This is a genomic window from Herbaspirillum sp. Her2 (genome assembly GCF_057961375.1).
On sequence record NZ_CM176331.1, the window covers coordinates 830,188 to 846,993 of the forward strand.

16 protein-coding genes are annotated in these 16,806 nt (G+C 63.4%); 12 read left to right on the top strand and 4 right to left on the bottom strand.

Going from position 1 to position 16,806, the window contains the following annotated elements:
- The first annotated feature begins 11 nt into the window (after positions 1-11).
- Positions 12-1,586, top strand: coding sequence for a histidine-type phosphatase (locus tag ACWHXP_RS03835; protein ID WP_489634456.1), 1,575 nt, complete (start codon positions 12-14; stop codon positions 1,584-1,586).
- Here the strand turns inward: ACWHXP_RS03835 and ACWHXP_RS03840 are convergent.
- Positions 1,577-2,131 carry an AsmA family protein gene (locus ACWHXP_RS03840; RefSeq protein ID WP_134224133.1) on the bottom strand — a complete coding sequence of 185 codons (555 nt, stop codon included), beginning with the start codon at positions 2,129-2,131 and terminating at the stop codon, positions 1,577-1,579. The two genes, ACWHXP_RS03835 and ACWHXP_RS03840, sit on opposite strands and share 10 nt — an antisense overlap.
- Positions 2,132-2,599: 468 nt before the next feature.
- Here ACWHXP_RS03840 and hemN point away from each other — a divergent pair, with 468 nt between their 5' ends.
- The 11 genes from hemN (at position 2,600) to ACWHXP_RS03895 (ending at position 13,490) form a co-directional block, all read left to right on the top strand.
- Positions 2,600-4,051 carry an oxygen-independent coproporphyrinogen III oxidase gene (gene hemN, locus ACWHXP_RS03845; RefSeq protein ID WP_121042220.1) on the top strand — a complete coding sequence of 484 codons (1,452 nt, stop codon included), beginning with the start codon at positions 2,600-2,602 and terminating at the stop codon, positions 4,049-4,051.
- Between the two features lie 13 nt (positions 4,052-4,064).
- Positions 4,065-4,907, top strand: a complete 843-nt coding sequence (locus ACWHXP_RS03850) for a sulfite exporter TauE/SafE family protein (protein ID WP_489623284.1) — start codon at positions 4,065-4,067, stop codon at positions 4,905-4,907.
- 2 nt (positions 4,908-4,909) lie between these two features.
- Complete coding sequence (locus tag ACWHXP_RS03855; protein WP_489634455.1) at positions 4,910-7,426, top strand: heavy metal translocating P-type ATPase; 2,517 nt, start codon at positions 4,910-4,912, stop codon at positions 7,424-7,426.
- The gene (ccoS, locus tag ACWHXP_RS03860; RefSeq protein ID WP_489623282.1) at positions 7,426-7,599 is read left to right on the top strand and encodes a cbb3-type cytochrome oxidase assembly protein CcoS; all 174 of its coding nucleotides are present in this window, start codon (positions 7,426-7,428) and stop codon (positions 7,597-7,599) included. The genes ACWHXP_RS03855 and ccoS overlap by 1 nt, the downstream gene beginning before the upstream one ends.
- A 152-nt stretch (positions 7,600-7,751) precedes the next feature.
- Positions 7,752-9,179 (top strand): cytochrome-c oxidase, cbb3-type subunit I, encoded by a 1,428-nt coding sequence (ccoN, locus tag ACWHXP_RS03865; protein WP_134222906.1) that lies wholly within the window; start codon positions 7,752-7,754, stop codon positions 9,177-9,179.
- Between the two features lie 12 nt (positions 9,180-9,191).
- Positions 9,192-9,806, top strand: coding sequence for a cytochrome-c oxidase, cbb3-type subunit II (gene ccoO / locus ACWHXP_RS03870; RefSeq protein WP_039784824.1), 615 nt, complete (start codon positions 9,192-9,194; stop codon positions 9,804-9,806).
- A 4-nt stretch (positions 9,807-9,810) separates the two neighbouring features.
- A complete protein-coding gene (locus tag ACWHXP_RS03875) occupies positions 9,811-10,005 on the top strand; it encodes a cbb3-type cytochrome oxidase subunit 3 (RefSeq protein ID WP_121042212.1) in 195 nt (64 codons plus the stop codon).
- Positions 9,998-10,930, top strand: a complete 933-nt coding sequence (ccoP, locus tag ACWHXP_RS03880; protein WP_039784826.1) for a cytochrome-c oxidase, cbb3-type subunit III — start codon at positions 9,998-10,000, stop codon at positions 10,928-10,930. Before ACWHXP_RS03875 ends, ccoP begins: the two co-directional genes overlap by 8 nt.
- Positions 10,931-11,070: 140 nt before the next feature.
- Positions 11,071-12,558 carry a cytochrome c oxidase accessory protein CcoG gene (gene ccoG / locus ACWHXP_RS03885; protein WP_489634454.1) on the top strand — a complete coding sequence of 496 codons (1,488 nt, stop codon included), beginning with the start codon at positions 11,071-11,073 and terminating at the stop codon, positions 12,556-12,558.
- Between the two features lie 53 nt (positions 12,559-12,611).
- Positions 12,612-13,157, top strand: coding sequence for a FixH family protein (locus ACWHXP_RS03890; RefSeq protein ID WP_489623280.1), 546 nt, complete (start codon positions 12,612-12,614; stop codon positions 13,155-13,157).
- Between the two features lie 75 nt (positions 13,158-13,232).
- A complete protein-coding gene (locus tag ACWHXP_RS03895; RefSeq protein ID WP_039784829.1) occupies positions 13,233-13,490 on the top strand; it encodes a hypothetical protein in 258 nt (85 codons plus the stop codon).
- A 95-nt stretch (positions 13,491-13,585) separates the two neighbouring features.
- On the opposite strand, the gene fnr is transcribed toward ACWHXP_RS03895, so the two are convergent.
- The 3 genes from fnr to ACWHXP_RS03910 all read right to left on the bottom strand — a co-directional run bounded on the left by fnr (position 13,586) and on the right by ACWHXP_RS03910 (position 16,751).
- Positions 13,586-14,437 carry a fumarate/nitrate reduction transcriptional regulator Fnr gene (fnr, locus tag ACWHXP_RS03900; RefSeq protein WP_039784830.1) on the bottom strand — a complete coding sequence of 284 codons (852 nt, stop codon included), beginning with the start codon at positions 14,435-14,437 and terminating at the stop codon, positions 13,586-13,588.
- Positions 14,438-14,799: 362 nt separating this feature from the next.
- Entirely contained in the window at positions 14,800-15,870 is a 1,071-nt protein-coding gene (locus ACWHXP_RS03905) for a fatty acid desaturase (RefSeq protein ID WP_134224132.1), read from the bottom strand.
- A 254-nt stretch (positions 15,871-16,124) separates the two neighbouring features.
- Positions 16,125-16,751: an OmpW/AlkL family protein gene (locus ACWHXP_RS03910; protein WP_489634453.1), complete on the bottom strand. Its 627-nt coding sequence runs from the start codon at positions 16,749-16,751 to the stop codon at positions 16,125-16,127.
- Positions 16,752-16,806: the final 55 nt, after the last annotated feature.

Here is a 16,806-nt window from a genome sequence, read left to right on the forward strand (position 1 = left end):
GATGAAACAACATGATCGGTGGCCTGTTCTCCAATCAGCCCGCAAGGGCCTGTGTCTGGCTGACCGGCTTGCTGCTGGCCGCCAGCCTGGCGCAGGCCGCCGATCGTGATGATCGCCAGACCAAGACCTCCTACGCGCCACGCCAGACGATGGCCAGCCTGGAGCCGGTTCCGCCTGGATATGAACCGGTGTTCACGCAACTGCTGGCGCGCCATGGATCACGCGGCCTGACAGGGATGAAATCCGATCTGGCCTTGTATCGACTGTGGCAGCAAGCCGAACAGGAGGATGCGCTGACCCCGTTGGGCCGCGAACTGGGACCGGCCTTGCAGGCCATGCTGCGCGCCAACTTCCTGCTGGGGGCCGGGGTGCCAGGCATTAGCCAGCCCGGCTATGGCAACGAGACCCGGGCCGGCTTGCAGGAGCATGCCGATCTGGCGCACCGGATGGTGCAGCGCCTGCCCGGCTTGTTCGATCAGGCCGGCAGCGCCGGGCGCGCGGTGGTCGTGGTCAGTTCCGGCAAGGATCGCGCAGTGGACAGTGCCGAGGCCTTCACCCGGGCGCTGCTGTTGGTCCGCCCTGGTCTGCGCGACCAGGTGCAGGGGCCGTCCAGCGATGCCTATCTGCTGTATTTCCACCGCTTGCCCAAGACGCCGCCGGCAGATAACTCCGGCGCGGATGCTCAGCAGGCGCTGCGCCTGCAGACCTGGCGCGACAGCCAGGCCTACCAGGCTTATGCCCGCAGTCCGGCCTTACAGGCGCAACTGGCCCGCATCCGGCAGGATCCGCGCTTGCAGGAGGTGGCCGATGTGGTCCTGGCACGGCTGTTCAAGCCGGATTTTCTGAGCCGGCTGGGGCAGGGGAGCTACCGTTTCAGCAACAGCGGCACGCTGACATTTACCAGCGCCGATGGCCGTTACACCAACACGCTGACCGGCGATGGCCGCAGCGTGATCGGCAACGGCTTGCAGGCCGCCTGGGCGCTGTATGACCTTTATGCCATCAGTGCCGGCATGCGCAGCGAACTGGAGCAGGCTGGCAGCGATGTGAAGGAGTTTGAACGATTGATGCCGCCGTTGGCGGCGCAGCGTTACGCCGAGGCTGAAGATGCTGAAGACTTCTACAGCAAGGGGCCGGGCATGGTGGAGCAGGGCGATGTGACCTGGCGCATGGCGCGCATCCTGCTGCAGGATTTTTTTGATGAGGCCGATGCCATTGAACGCGGTCAGCGCCGCCATCTGGCCAAGTTGCGGTTCGCCCACGCCGAGATCGTGATCCCGCTGGCTGCGCTGCTGGGCCTGCCCGGCGCATCGCAGCAGGTGGCTGAGCGCGAACCCTATGCCCCGGCCAGCAATGGCTGGCGTGGTGCGCAGATTGCGCCGATGGCTGCCAACCTGCAATGGGACATGTTCGCCAATGCCGCAGGCCGCACCGTGGTGCGCCTGCTGTACAACGAAGCGGAGATGGATTTCAAGCCGGACTGCGATGCTGCGCGGCTTTCGCCTGGCAGCCATTACTACGACTATCGCGCCTTGCGGGCCTGTTACGGATCGGCCCGCAAGGCCGAAGAGCACAATCAGAACTGATAGCTCACGCCCACCCGCAGCACCGGATACAGGTTGTAGCCATGCACCTTGTCGCTGAGCTGGGCGTTTTCGGCCGCCACGTCGGTGGCCAGGCGTGCGCAGATTGCGGCGGGGGCGTTGCAGCCGGAGTTGCTGACCGAAGTCGAGGCATTGCCCTGGAACATCACGCCCAGGTCGGCCGTGAAGCCCCAGCCCGGCTTGGCCGGGGCGACTGCGTTGCCCCAGCCCAGGCCCACGTAGGGCGCGAACTTCTTGAAATCGATGCGGCCATCGACCTGGCCTGCCTGTGAAGCGGTATAGACGTTGCCATTGATGGTATAGATGCCGTTGGCCTTGGGTTTGCCGGTGGCGTCGATCTTGTTGCCGTTGTAGACCACGCCGCCGGAGAGACGGAAGCCGTTGTCGAACGGGAACCAGTCCAGCAGCGCATCGAAGGTGCGCAGCTTGGCTTTGGCATCGTAGTTCACATCATTGGTGCTGGAGTTGAAGGAATAATCAAAATAGTTGACCCCGAAGCGGGCATTGAGCTGTTGCGCCAGCGGCACGCTCAGGTGGACGCCCACGCCGGTAGTGCCGAGTTCGCCACTGAGGCCGAGATTGGCGGCCTGGGCGGTGCTGCCAAGGGCAGCCAGGCTGATGAGACAAGCGCAGGAAAGTTGGAAACGGTGCACGAAGAAATCCCCCGGGATTGAAGATGAAAGACGGTCAGATGCCGTCCATCGCAGCCTAGGGTTTGGCGCATCGCTCTGTAAAGCGCGACAATACCGAAATGCAATCAAAAAGCGGCAGGACGAAGACGCCGCGTGACATTGGCACCACAGACGGCGGTTTCAGGCTTGCTGTAGATGCCACTCTGGCAACAGGTCCTGCCCCTTTGATGCACATCAATGCGGTCCTGCAGTGATCTGTCTATTCTGCAAGCTCCAGTCAATACCAGCTCGCCCGGTGGGCTCGCGGCCCAGCGCATGTGCGCGCCGCGTCAGTCCGGCGTGGCAGCCGGCCAGGAGCATCGCATGCAAGTCGCCCATCCGTCCATCCTGCATCCATCCGCCAGTCTCGCCGGCATGAACAAGGCCGTCCTGCGCAAAATGGACCAGCGTGGTCCGCGTTACACGTCCTATCCCACGGCAGATCGCTTTTCGAGTGACTTCGCCGTCACCGACTACCTGCATGCGGTCTCCGACCGCCGCAACATGAGCGCCTGGCGGGCGCTGTCGCTGTACCTGCACATCCCGTTCTGCGACACCATCTGCTATTACTGCGCCTGCAACAAGATCGTCACCAAGAACCGCGCCAAGGCCGCGCTCTACCTGAGCTACCTCAAGCGCGAGATCAGCATGCAGGGCTCGCTTTTCTCCGGCATGAACCAGGTCGAGCAGCTGCACTTCGGTGGCGGTACGCCGACTTATCTCTCGGACGAGCAGATGTCGGACCTGATGAACCATATCCGCCACAGCTTCACGCTGGCTCCGGATCACGTCGGTGAGTATTCGATCGAGATCGATCCGCGCACGGTGTCGGTGGCGCGTGTCCACAAGCTGCGCGAGCAGGGCTTCAACCGCATCAGCCTCGGCGTGCAGGATTTCGATCCGGAAGTCCAGCTGGCGGTCAATCGTGTGCAATCCGAAGAACAGACCCTGCAGATCATCGCTGCCGCGCGTGAAGCCGGCTTCCGCTCGGTCAGCATCGACCTGATCTACGGGCTGCCCAAGCAGAACGTGATGTCGATGTCGCGCACGCTGGCCAAGGTCATTGCCGCCAGCCCGGACCGCATCGCTGTCTACAACTATGCGCACATGCCGGCGCTGTTCAAGACCCAGCGTCAGATCAAGGAAGAAGACCTGCCCAGCGCCGACAGCAAGCTGGACATGCTCTCGCTGTGCATCCGCCAGCTGACCGGCGCCGGTTACGTCTACATCGGCATGGATCACTTCGCCAAGCCCACTGACGATCTCGCCATCGCCCAGCAGCAGGGCCGCCTGCATCGCAATTTCCAGGGCTACTCCACCCATTCGGAGACCGACCTGGTCGCGTGCGGCGTCTCGGCCATCAGCGCCGTGGGCGGCAGCTACAGCCAGAATGAAAAGACCCTGGACGGCTATTACGCCCGCCTGGAAAATTCCACGCTCCCCATCGCCCGCGGCATCCAGCTGGGCATGGACGACGTGCTGCGCCGTCTCATCATCCAGCGGCTGATGTGCAATTTCGAGCTGTCGATCAATTCGCTGGAGATCGCCTATCCCATCGTCTTCCGCGAATACTTCGCACCGGAGATGGAAAAGCTGAAGCAACTGGAAGAGGACGGCCTCATCAATATCGAACCCGAATGGATCACGGTCGAGCCCAAGGGCCGTCTGCTGATCCGCAACATCTGCATGGTGTTTGACCGCTACCTGAACCAGGACCGCGAAAAAGCCGCAAGCCAGAACAAGGACACACCACAGCGTTATTCGCAGACCGTGTGAGCGGGGCGCGTCGATGAACCTGCTGCCGATCTTCCTGGTAGGCCTGATGGGCAGCGTCCATTGCATCGGCATGTGCGGCGGCATCATCGGTGCGCTCAGTTCAGCCGCGCCGCCGCGTGCCCCGGCGGTCGCTACCCAGGCGCTGGCCATGGCCGCAGCGCCGGGGCGTGCTGCGCATCGCATCATTCCCCTTCATGTCGCCGGCTCTGCCCAGGTCCAGGCCTTCGGGCAGGATCTGGTGCGCGTGCTGGGCTACAACCTCGGTCGCCTGTCCAGCTACGCGCTGGCCGGCGCACTGGCCGGCGGCATCGCCGCCGGCCTGCTGCGCGGTGCCGATGTGCTGGGCTGGCTGGCACCGGCGCAGACGGTGGCCTACGTCATCACCAATCTTGTCCTGATCCTGCTGGGGCTGTACCTCACCCAGTGGTGGAGCGGCCTGTCCCGCATGGAGCAATGGGGTAGCGGTCTTTGGTCCCGACTGCGTCCCCATGCAGCGCGGCTGGTGCCAGTGGATACGCCGGTCAAGGCGCTGCTGCTGGGCAGCCTGTGGGGCTGGCTGCCGTGCGGGATGGTCTACAGCGCCTTGCTCACCGCCCTCATGGCCGGCAGCGCCGTGCAAGGCGCGCTGACCATGCTGGCCTTCGGGGCGGGCACTTTGCCGGTGCTGCTGGTGGCCGGCATGTCCGGTGCACGCTTGCGCCAGTTGGCTACGCGCCCTTGGGTGCGGCGCAGCGCCGGCGTGATCGTCTTGGCCTTCGGGTTGTTGGGTTTGCTGCGTGCCGCCGAGATTGGCGGCCTGGGCATTGCGCGCGGCTGGATCGACGTGTTCTGTGTCAGTCCGGTGCACGGAGGATGAGCATGCACAACGACGGGAGTGATGCGGCGAACCTGTGTTTCCATTGCGGCCAGACGGTGCCGGCGGGGGAGTCCTGGACGCTGGACATTGGTGGGCTCAACCGGACCCTGTGCTGCGTGGGCTGCCAGAGCGTGGCCCGGCTCATCGTCGAGAGCGGATGTGAAGATTTCTACCTGCGGCGGACCGTTCCCTCTGCCCGCATCGATCCAGAACAGTTGCTGCCGCCAGAGCTGGCCCTGGTGGATCTGCCCGTGCAGACAGCCGATAGTGAAGTTTCTGACGCAGGGGACCACGCGCAGGAACTGGTGCTTTCCATCGATGGCTTGCGCTGCGCCGCCTGCGTCTGGCTGATCGAGAAATACCTGGCCCGGATGCCCGGCATCGACATGGCCGAACTCAACGTGGCCAGTGCGCGCCTGCATATCCGCCGCGATCCTGCGCGCTGTTCTACTTCCACCATCCTGCGCGGCCTGCACGGCCTGGGTTATACGGCCTATCCCTTTGATCCGCTGCGCCAGGGCGAGCAGGCGCGCCGCGCCGGCCGCCGCCTGTTCCGCCAGTTGTTCATCGCCGGGCTGTCGATGATGCAGGTGATGATGTATGCCATCCCGGTCTACATGACGCATGAAGGCATCGATCCCGACATGATGGCGCTGATGCGCTGGGCCAGTCTGTTCCTGACCATTCCGGCGGTGTTCTATTCGGCCTTGCCGTTCTTCACAGGTGCCTGGGCAGGACTGCGGGCGCGTGCGCCGGGCATGGACCTGCCGGTGGCGATCGGCATTGCTGCGGCCTGCACCGGCAGCGCCATCGCCACCTGGCGCGGCGAGGGCGAGATCTGGTTCGACAGCGTGAGCATGTTCATTTTCCTGCTGCTGGCCAGCCGCTACCTTGAGACTGCCGCGCGGCGCAAATCGGCGGCCGCGCTGGAGCGCATGCAACAGGCTTTCCCGGCGTCGGCGCTGGTACTGCGCGGGTATCCGCTGCAACGTGAGACGACGCTGGTGGCCGCCAGCCAATTGCAGGCCGGTGACGTGATCTTGGCTCGCCCCGGTGACACCATCGCCGCCGACGCCTGTCTGCTCGAAGGCGTGGCTGAACTGGACCTGGCGCTGCTGTCAGGCGAAAGCCGTCCGCAAGCTTTCCAGCCCGGTCAGGAAGCGCCCGGCGGCGCGGTCAACCTGAGCCAGCCGGTGCTGCTGCGCGTGGTGCGCACCACGCGCGAGAGTACGCTCGCGGCCATTACCCGTCTGGCGGAGCAGGCCGGACAGGGCAAGCCGGCACTGGCGCAGTGGGCCGACATCGTGGCCTCGCGCTTCGTGGTGGCCTTGCTGCTGCTGGCGGCGATCACTTTCATTGCCTGGCATCTGATCGATCCGGCGCGCGCCTGGGCTACCGCGATTGCGGTGCTGGTGGTGTCCTGCCCTTGCGCGCTGTCGCTGGCCACGCCATCGGCCCTGGCTGCCGCCACCGACCGCCTGCTGCGCGAAGGCACGCTGGTCGTGCGCGGCAACGTGCTGGAGACCTTGCAGCGTGCCGATACCATCCTTTTCGACAAGACCGGCACGCTCACGCAAGGCCGGCCGCAGATGACGGCGTTGTGGAGCTGCATTCCCCAGGCGCAGGCCCTGTCGGTCGCCGCCGCCATGGAGCGCGGCAGTCTGCATCCGCTGGCCAAGGCGCTGGTGGAGGAGGCCGACCGTCGCGGCAGTGCAGCTTGCGACGTCGCCGAGCTCGGCTCCGTCACGGGCGCGGGCATGCATTGTGTCATCGATGGCGTGCCGCATCGCCTGGGCGCGCGCCGCTTCGTGGCTGAGATCGCAGGACAATCCGTGCCTGCCGAACTGAACCAGCCCGCTGCGGCAGCGGCCGGTTCGGTCTACCTGGGCAACAGCCAAGGTTGGCTGGCGCGCTTCGACCTGGCCGATGCATTGCGTGCGGATGCCGTGGATACCGTGGCTGCGTTCCGTGCGCAGGGTTTGCGGGTGATCCTCCTGAGCGGTGACCAGCCCGAGGTCTGCGCCGAGGTAGCAGCGGCCGTCGGTATCGACGAAGTGATCGCCGGCTGCACGCCGCAACGCAAGCTGGAGGTGGTGCGCCAATTGCAGCAGGGCGGGGCGGTGGTGGCCATCGTCGGCGATGGTATCAATGACGCCGCCATGCTGCGCGCAGGCGATGTCTCCTTCGCGATGGGCAAAGGTGCGGCTCTGGCCCAGGTCAGTGCGGATGCCGTCATCATGAGTGATCGCCTGTCGGCCGTCGCACAATGTGCGCAGATGGCCCGCCGGACCATGCGCATCGTGCGCCAGAACCTGGTGTGGGCCAGCGTCTACAACTTCCTCGCCATTCCGGCAGCGGCCTTCGGGCTGCTTGATCCGTGGATGTCGGCGGTGGGCATGTCGGCCAGTTCGCTGCTGGTGGTCGGCAATGCACTGCGCCTGAGCCGTGCCACGAGCGCGGCACGGCAGATGCCGGCAAGTGCTCCAGCGGTCCAGCCAGCGCTGGCGGGAGGGGCCTGATGGAAGCGCTCTATCTCCTCATTCCACTCAGTACCTTGCTGGTCTTCCTGGCGATCTGGGTGTTCTTCCGCGCCTCCGACAGCGGTCAGTTCGATGATCTCGAAGGACCGGCCATGCGCATCCTCCACGACGACGACATTGCCCCGCAGCAGGACCGGCACGATCCCGCCTGAGCTGCTCTCGCGCCTGCCCGTTCGTGCAAATAACGCCGCAATTGCCTGCATTTTTCTTTGGCTCTCTTTCCACTTGATACACGTCAATGCCCCCCGGAGGCTTGCCCCGTAAGCTCGTATTGAACAGTACTCAACAAAGTGGGGAGAGTTTCGTGAGCAAAGAAAATAGCTACAACTACACGGTTGTGCGCCAATTCACCGTGGCGACCATCCTGTGGGGCGTAGTCGGTATGCTGGTCGGCGTGATCATTGCCGCCCAGCTGGCATGGCCCGAATTGAACATGGGGATTCCCTGGCTGAGCTTCGGCCGGCTACGTCCCTTGCATACCAATGCAGTGATCTTTGCCTTCGGCGGCTGCGCGCTGATGGCAACCTCGTATTACGTCGTGCAGCGCACCTGCCAGGTGCGGCTGTTCTCCGACTTCCTGGCGGCCTTCACCTTCTGGGGCTGGCAGCTGGTGATCGTCGGTGCAGCCATCACGCTGCCAATGGGACTGACTCGCGGCAAGGAATACGCCGAGCTGGAATGGCCCATCACCATCCTGATCGCCGTCGTCTGGGTGGCCTACGCCGTGGTGTTCTTCGGCACCCTCGTCAAGCGCAAGGTCAAGCACATCTACGTGGCCAACTGGTTCTACGGTGCCTTCATCATCGCTGTGGCCATCCTGCACATCGTCAACGGCATGACCATGCCGGCCACGCTGACCAAGTCGTACTCGATGTACAGCGGCGCACAGGATGCCATGATCCAGTGGTGGTACGGCCACAACGCGGTGGGCTTCTTCCTGACCGCCGGCTTCCTGGGCATGATGTATTACTTCATCCCCAAGCAGGTCAACCGTCCGGTCTATTCCTACCGCCTGTCGATCGTGCACTTCTGGGCTCTGATCTTCACCTACATGTGGGCCGGTCCGCACCACCTGCACTACACCGCATTGCCTGACTGGACCCAGTCGCTGGGCATGGTGTTCTCGCTGATCCTGCTGGCACCGTCCTGGGGCGGCATGATCAACGGCATGATGACCATGTCGGGCGCCTGGCACCAGCTGCGCACCGATCCCATCCTGAAGTTCCTGGTGGTCTCGCTGTCCTTCTACGGCATGTCCACCTTCGAAGGTCCGATGATGGCCATCAAGACCGTCAACGCCTTGTCCCACTACACCGACTGGACCATCGGCCACGTGCACTCCGGTGCCCTGGGCTGGGTCGGCTTCGTCACCATGGGGGCGATGTATTACCTGATCCCGCGCCTGTCCGGCAAGACCCAGATGTGGAGCAAGGACCTGATCGAGATCCACTTCTGGGTCGCCACCATCGGCATCGTGCTCTACATCGCCGCCATGTGGATCGCCGGCGTGATGCAAGGCCTGATGTGGCGTGCAGTCAATGCCGACGGCACCCTGACCTACAGCTTCGTCGAAGGGGTCAAGGCAACCTACCCGTATTACATCATTCGTCTGATGGGCGGCCTGATGTACCTGTCCGGCATGCTGGTGATGGCCTACAACACCTGGCGCACCATGCGCGGCACCGAACTGGCTGTCGCACCGATTCCTGCCGTGACCAACGCTGCGCACTGATTGGGGGAAAGTATGAAGTTTTCGCATGAATGGATTGAGAAGAACCCCTGGCTGCTCATTGGCCTGGTGCTGCTGGTGGTCAGTGTGGGTGGCCTGGCCGAGATCGTGCCGCTGTTCTTCCAGAAATCGACCACTGAACCGATCGCCGGCCTCAAGCCTTACTCGGCCCTGCGCCTGGCTGGCCGCGACGTGTACATCCGCGAGGGCTGCTACAACTGCCACTCGCAGATGATCCGCCCGCTGCGCGCCGAGACCGAACGTTATGGCCACTACTCGGTGGCCGGTGAGTCGGTCTACGACCACCCCTTCCAGTGGGGTTCCAAGCGTACCGGTCCGGACCTGGCCCGCGTCGGTGCCCGCTACAGCGATGAATGGCATCGCGCCCACCTGCACAACCCGCGTGACGTGGTGCCGGAGTCCAACATGCCCGCCTACCCGTGGCTGGAGCAGGCCAAGCTGGACAACTACGACATCGTCTCGCGCATGAAGGCATTGAAGCGCATCGGCGACCCGTACACCGAAGAAGACATCAAGAATGCCCCGGCCGAACTGGCCGGCAAGACCGAACAGGATGCGCTGATCGCCTACCTGCAAGGCCTGGGCATCCTGATCAAGGCGGAGAGATAAGATCATGATTGAAATGTTGACCGACCCACGCAGCCTGATCACGCTGATCAGCTTCATCACCTTTGCCGGCATCCTGTGGTGGACCTATGTCGGCCACAAGCCCGCTGATTTCAAGCAAGCCGAGATGATCCCCTTCGCCGACGGCGACATCGGCCAGCCCGCTGCCGACAGCAGCGACAAGGAGGTGCGTCATGGCTGATTTCACCAGTGGTTTCTGGAACATCTGGATCATCGTCCTGACCGTGCTGGGCATCGCCGGTTGCGCGCTGCTGCTGTGGCAGCAGTCGAGCTGGAAGGTCAAGAAGGGCGACCAGCCGGTTGCCGGTTCGACCACCGGCCACGTCTGGGACGACGACCTGACCGAACTGAACAACCCGCTGCCGCGCTGGTGGATGTGGCTGTTCTACATCACCATCATCTTCTCGGTGGGCTACCTGATCGCCTATCCGGGCCTGGGCAACCTGCCCGGTACCCTGGGCTGGCGTTCGACCGGCGAGCATGATGCCGACGTCAAGCAGGCCGAAGCCAAGTACGGACCGCTCTTCGACAGCTACCTCAAGAAGGACCTGAAGGTGGTGGCCGCCGACCCGCAGGCCCATGCCATCGGCGAGCGCCTGTTCCTGACCTACTGCGCGCAGTGCCACGGTTCGGATGCGCGCGGCAACAAGGGCTTCCCCAACTTGACCGACAACGACTGGCTGCATGGCGGCACGCCCGAGATCATCAAGGAAACCATCCTCAAGGGCCGTCACGGCGTCATGCCGCCCATGGCTGCGGCGGTGGGTACCGACAAGGATGTCGACAACGTCGCCAACTATGTGCTGAGCCTGTCCAATTCGGCCCATGATCCGATCAAGGCCGAACTGGGCAAGTCCAAGTTTGCCGCCTGCATGGCTTGCCACGGCCCTGGCGGTGTGGGCAACCAGGCCCTGGGCGCGCCCAACCTGTCCGACAAGATCTGGCTCTATGGCGGCAGCATCGACACCATCAAGGAGACCATCAACAAGGGCCGCGACAACACCATGCCGGCGTTTGGCGAATTCCTCGGTGAACCCAAGGTGCACGTACTGGCGGCCTATGTCTGGAGCTTGTCCAACAAGCCCAGCAATGCAGAGGCCAAGTAGGCCCCGATGAGCAGTTGAACCCGCGCCGGGGCCGACGCAGACACAGAGCTGCGCGGCCTCGGCGTTCTTCGTGATGGCCATATCGGCCGCGCCCGGCCAAGGGGCGCATGACAGAGAGCGAAAGCAGAGCAGGCAAGACCATGAACAAGGCCGCAATGACACCCAGGCAGGGCAAGGAAGGGGACCCGCCACCCGAGGCAGGAACGCAGCAGGATTTGCCGACGAAGGAGAGCAAGGATGAATACGCCGTCATCCGCATGTATGCCGCGCGTGAACAGATCTACCCGCGCGAGATCCAGGGACGCTTTGCCAGCCTGCGCTGGCTGTGCGTATTCCTGACGCAGCTGGTGTTCTACGGACTGCCGTGGATCAACTGGAACGAGCGCCAGGCCGTGCTGTTCGACCTGGCCTCACGCAAGTTCTACCTGTTCGGCCTGGTACTGTGGCCGCAAGACTTCATCTGGCTGGCCGCGCTGCTGATCATCTGCGCCTTCAGCCTGTTTCTCTTCACGGCCATCGCCGGCCGCGTCTGGTGCGGCTACGCCTGTCCGCAGACGGTCTACACCGAGATCTTCCTGTGGATCGAACGCCGCATCGAAGGCAACCGCAGTGCCCGCATGCGCCTGGACCGCCAGCCCTGGTCGTTCGACAAGCTCTGGCGCAAGTCCGCCAAGCACCTGGCCTGGGGTAGCGTGGCCCTGTGGACCGGCATCAGCTTCGTCGGCTACTTCTCGCCGATGCGCGAGTTGTTGCCGGAAATCGGCCAGTTCGCACTGGGCCCGTGGGAGAGCTTCTGGATCGCCTTCTACGCCTTCGCCACCTATGGCAATGCCGGCTGGATGCGCGAGCAGGTCTGCAAGTACATGTGCCCCTATGCCCGTTTCCAGAGCGCCATGTTCGACCGCGACTCCCTGATCATCACCTATGACAACGCCCGTGGCGAGCCGCGCATGCCTGCGGCCAAGGCAGCCAAGCTGCAGGAGGGACGCAAGGCGGGCGATTGCATCGACTGCACCATGTGCGTCCAGGTCTGCCCGACCGGCATCGATATCCGCCAGGGCCTGCAATACATGTGCATCGGCTGCGCGGCCTGCGTGGACGCCTGTGACAGCGTGATGGACAAGATCGACCGTCCGCGCGGCCTGATCCGCTATTCCACCGAGAACGCCATCGAGCAGGGCTTCTCGACGCCGGAAATCCGCCGCCGCCTGTTCCGTCCGCGCATCCTGATCTACACCGCCATCCTGGGTGCGGTGATCGCGCTGTTCCTGGGCTCGCTGGTGGTGCGCACGCCGCTGAAGCTCGATGTGATCCGTGATCGCGGTTCCATGGGCCGCGAGGTGGAGGACGGCATCATCGAAAACGTCTACCGCTTGCAAGTCATCAACACCGATGAGCGCGGCCATCGCTATCGCATCAGTGCGAGCGGCATCGAAGGACTGACCGTCGATCCGGCCGGCCCCATCGAACTGGCCGCCACCCAGACCCTGATGGTGCCGGTGCGGGTGAGGGCGCCGCATGGAGCGGGTGAGTCCGGCTCCAACAAGATTCATATCGAATTGCAGGCAGAGGACCAGCCGGCGCTGCATGTCAGCGAGAAGGCCGTGTTCCTGGTGCCGCGCCGCTGAGTGCGGCAAGCGTTGCAACACACGTGAACCAAACTTCATATCGAGAGGAAACCATGACCACCATCTCCCCCAAGCTTGGCAACACCGCTCCCTGGTACCGCCACCGCTGGCCTTGGCTGCTGATGTCCGGCCCGGCCGTAGTGGTGGTAGCGGGGATCTTTACCGCCTGGCTGGCCATCTCGCGGGCCGATGCCCTGGTGGCCGACGATTACTACAAGCAGGGCAAGGCCATCAACAAGGACCTGCGCCGCGATCATGAGGCGCAAAGGCTGGGCGCGGCCATCGGCATCGCCTATGACCCGGCCGCTGCCGTGCTGCGCGGCCGCCTGCAGCTGCGCCAGGTGCCTGCCGTCGGCGAAGAGGGCCAGACCCTGGTGCTGAACCTGGTGCACCCGACCCAGCCGGCCAAGGACCGCACGCTGCTGGTGCGTCCGGCCGCCGATGGCAGCTTCTCGGTACCGCTGGCGGAGATGGAGCAGGCACGCTGGCGCCTGGTAGCCGAGGACAGCAGCCATCGCTGGCGCCTGCACGGGTCCTGGGTGTGGCCGCAACAGCGCAGCATCGAAATGAATGCGGAGGCCTACGCACCGGCCGAATAATGCGCTAAGCTGGAGTGAAGCCGGCTTCAAGACCGGCCATCTTCGGATGAAACTTCATGCGTCAAGGAGACAGCCATGCGCAAACAGCAACGCAATCTTGCCATCGTGGTCTGGGTGGCTTTCCTGATGGCCATCGCGGCCGAGGGCGTGTTCTTTTCCCTGTTCAATCCCGAGGAGCTGGCCATGGTGTCCGGCCACGAATGGGAAGCGCTGGGCGCCTATACCGTCGGGTTCTTCTGTTTCTGGGGAAGTTTCGCCGTCTGCGGCCTGCTGGCCGTGAGGCTGACGCGTGCCCTGCCGAGAGAGCGCTTACGTCATTACGTCCAGGGCTGAACGCCCTGGAACGCTTCAATCAACACTGAATTGACTTGGGTTGGCTCGGGTTGGCTTGAAGTCGGTGCTGCCACCAATTTCAAGCCTGCAAGCCTTCAGCTGGCTGCTCGCGCGGTAGCTGCTGCCGCCGGTGCCGGTGTGCAGGCATCGACGCCGGCCGCCAGGCGCTTGAGCGCGGCCAGGTCCACCACTTCCACATCGCGTTGTTCCACCGCCAGCAGGCCTTGCTTGCGGAACTTGGAAATCAGGCGGCTGATGCTTTCGATGGTCAGACCCAGGTAGTTGCCGACGTCCTGACGCGTCATGCGCAGCTGGAAGCGCGTCGAGGAATAGCCGCGTGCGGCATAACGTGAAGACAAATTCACCAGGAAGGCAGCAAAGCGCTGCTCCGCACGCATGTTCCCCAGCAGCATGATGACGTTCTGTTCGCTGGTGATCTCGTGGCTCATCATGCGATGGAAGTGACGCAGCAGATGCGGGATCTGGCCGAACAACTGTTCCAGGCGGGCAAACGGGATCTCGCAGACTTCACTGTCCTGCAGGGCCACTGCATCGCATTGATGCTGCTCGGTGCTGATGGCATCCATGCCCAGCAGTTCGCCAGGCATCTGGAAACCGGTGATCTGGCGGTCGCCGTCGAGGTTTTCCTGATAGGTCTTGAAATGGCCCACACGCACGGCGTAGAGCGCGGTGAAGCGGTCGCCGATACGGTACAGGAAGTCATCGCGGGCGACCTTGCGGCGGCCGATGATCTTGTCCAGGCGTTTCATGTCGGATTCATCCAGGCCCATGGGCAGGCACAGCTGGTGCATGCCGCAGGCGGTGCAGCTGCGCAGCGCAGAGCTGGCGGCGGCTTCGCGCGCGGCGGTCAGCGGCGAGCATTGGGTCAGGGGCGCGGCGGCGTTGTTGGCAGCGGCGAGCGAAGTGGAGTGGCAAGGCTGGTTCATACGATGTTCCCGGCGGACTTGTGGCAATCGAATGACTCGATTTTAAGTGCGCGGAACGTGATAGGCAGCACAGTATTCCCGAATCAGACGGCATTTCTTGTCCCAGATCAAACTTGGTCCAAGTAAGCGCCCGAAAGGGCGGGCAGGCTTACCGTGTGATGGCGGATTTCACCTAAAAACATCAGAACTGACGGCCAATGACGACGGCTGACAGTACGTGGAAGAGAAGCGGCCTTGATGGGGGAAAGTGGGCGGTATCGCGGGGTTACCGGGGACCCGCGAATGCCCTTCCATGCGACCGTCTTGTTGTTGAAACTTCAGAACCTTCGTGGCTTCCTGAATGGGGCTGCCTTGGCTTCTGTTCAGGCTTCTGCCGTAGGCTTGCTCATGTCCGGCAATGGCAGCGGAGTGCTGGTCGGGCGGCCACGATAGTCGGTCCAGCACAGGCGCTTGAAGTCATACAGCTTGCAGCGGCGTGCCGTGTCAAAGTACCAGCGCCAGGAGAAGCGCTGGATCACGATACGGCCGGGCAGCATGGTTTCCAGTTTCTTCTGGGCTTGCTTGAGGCGATACAGCGGCACGCTCATGTCCACGTGGTGCGCGGTGTGTTCCATGATGTGATGCAGCAGCGATCCCCAGTAGCGGCCAAAGGTCAGGTGCACGGTAGTGGAAACGAAGGGCTGCGCAGCGGCCCAGGTGATCTTGTCTTCATACCAGGCCACCGAGGTATGCGTATGGTGCACATACACCACGAAGCCGATCATGGCCTTCCAGAACAGCAGCGGAATCGCAAAACCGGTCACCAGCAGGGTCCAGAAGGATTGTTCAGTCGCCTGCGCGGCCCAGGCCAGGCCGGCGATCCAGACGACGGCGACGGCGGTCACCAGTACGCCATCCCACATGAATTCAGCACGGCGGGTCGGCATCTGTTTCTTCGAGGGGAAGTACATGCGCTTCCACCACATGTCGATCATGTAGTACAGGCCGGGACCGAAGCCGCTGCGGTAGATGCGCTCCAGGCGCTGACGCCAGCGCGGCAGGGCGCGGAATTCTTCCAGCGAGCGCGGCTGCCAGACGAAATCAAAACCCTTCAGGTTGGTATAGCCGTGGTGCACCACATTGTGACCGACTGCCCACAGGCTATAGGGCGTGAGCGAGGGCATGAACAACAGGCGGCCGAGCCAGGTATTGAGCTTGCGGCTGGGCGTGAAAGCCTGGTGGCAGGCATCGTGACCGAGGATGAACAGTCGGCCGATGATGAAGCCATTGACCACGCCCAGCGCGATCTTGGCCAGCAGCCACGGGGCCCAGACGATGGCCGCCAGGCTGGCACCGAACAGGCAGAAATCCAGCACCGACAGTGCCAGGGCGATGGCCGTGCTGCGCTGGCTGATGGGGATCACCCAGGAGCGGATGATCTTGCGATGGGGCATCGGCGCGCCGGGCGCGACCGGGGTATTGGGGTGCGAAGTCGTCGACATCGTAATTAACCTCTTCCTACTATCAAACGGTGGACGGGCGGAGCATGCCGCAGAGACTGCTCCAGCTAACGCTGCAAGGGCGGATGGCGTTGCAAGAAATGGCGGCCGGGAAACCGGTGGCGGGGACGTTAGCGCGGATCCCAAAAAACAACGCGACCGGTCATCATCGATGACGGATCGCGCCGTTTGGGTGCGGCAAGAATACCTTAGAAACGGTAGCCCACGCCAACGCCGATCAGCCACGGGTCGATCTTGACGCTGGAAATCTTGGCGCCGGAAGCAGTCTTGACGTCGCTGGAGATCTGCACCTTCTTGATATCGAAGTTGATCAGCCAGTTCTTGTTGATCTTGTAGTCGGCACCGATCTGCAGGGCACCGCCGACGCTGTTGCTGTCCAGTTGCAGGCCGTTGGCCAGATCCACGCCGGAGATGCGGGTGTAGTTGATACCGGCACCGACGTAGGGGCTGAAGACTGCTTCAGGCATGAAGTGGTATTGCAGCAGCAGGGTTGGCGGCAGGTGCTTGAAGGTACCGATCTTGTTGCCGTCCAGACGCACGTCCTGCTTTTGCGGATAGGTCAGCACCAGTTCGGCGGCGATGTTCGGGGTGAAGAAGTAGCTGATGTCGAGTTCCGGAATCACCTTCTCGTTGATGGTGATGCGGTCCGAGGCGCCGGCGCCGCCGACCGGGTCGGACTTGTTTTCCGGGCTCAGATCAACGGCACGCACGCGCACCAGCCACGGGCTTTGCGCTTCTTGCGCGAACACGGGAGCAGCGGCGAAGGAGGAAGCCAGAGCGGCAACGGCGGCAGTGATGGTGACGATTTTTTTCACGGTGTTTTACCTGTCGAGTGAGGATGTCCGAAAGGTACGCGTGAAGCTTTCTGCA

Coding starts and splice junctions, on each gene's coding strand:
- ACWHXP_RS03835 (WP_489634456.1), top strand. CDS start 12: ATGATCGGTGGCCTGTTCTCCAATCAGCCCGCAAGGGCCTGTGTCTGG.
- hemN (WP_121042220.1), top strand. CDS start 2,600: ATGCAAGTCGCCCATCCGTCCATCCTGCATCCATCCGCCAGTCTCGCC.
- ACWHXP_RS03850 (WP_489623284.1), top strand. CDS start 4,065: ATGAACCTGCTGCCGATCTTCCTGGTAGGCCTGATGGGCAGCGTCCAT.
- ACWHXP_RS03855 (WP_489634455.1), top strand. CDS start 4,910: ATGCACAACGACGGGAGTGATGCGGCGAACCTGTGTTTCCATTGCGGC.
- ccoS (WP_489623282.1), top strand. CDS start 7,426: ATGGAAGCGCTCTATCTCCTCATTCCACTCAGTACCTTGCTGGTCTTC.
- ccoO (WP_039784824.1), top strand. CDS start 9,192: ATGAAGTTTTCGCATGAATGGATTGAGAAGAACCCCTGGCTGCTCATT.
- ACWHXP_RS03875 (WP_121042212.1), top strand. CDS start 9,811: ATGATTGAAATGTTGACCGACCCACGCAGCCTGATCACGCTGATCAGC.
- ccoP (WP_039784826.1), top strand. CDS start 9,998: ATGGCTGATTTCACCAGTGGTTTCTGGAACATCTGGATCATCGTCCTG.
- ccoG (WP_489634454.1), top strand. CDS start 11,071: ATGAACAAGGCCGCAATGACACCCAGGCAGGGCAAGGAAGGGGACCCG.
- ACWHXP_RS03890 (WP_489623280.1), top strand. CDS start 12,612: ATGACCACCATCTCCCCCAAGCTTGGCAACACCGCTCCCTGGTACCGC.
- ACWHXP_RS03895 (WP_039784829.1), top strand. CDS start 13,233: ATGCGCAAACAGCAACGCAATCTTGCCATCGTGGTCTGGGTGGCTTTC.
- fnr (WP_039784830.1), bottom strand. CDS start 14,437: ATGAACCAGCCTTGCCACTCCACTTCGCTCGCCGCTGCCAACAACGCC.
- ACWHXP_RS03905 (WP_134224132.1), bottom strand. CDS start 15,870: ATGCCCCATCGCAAGATCATCCGCTCCTGGGTGATCCCCATCAGCCAG.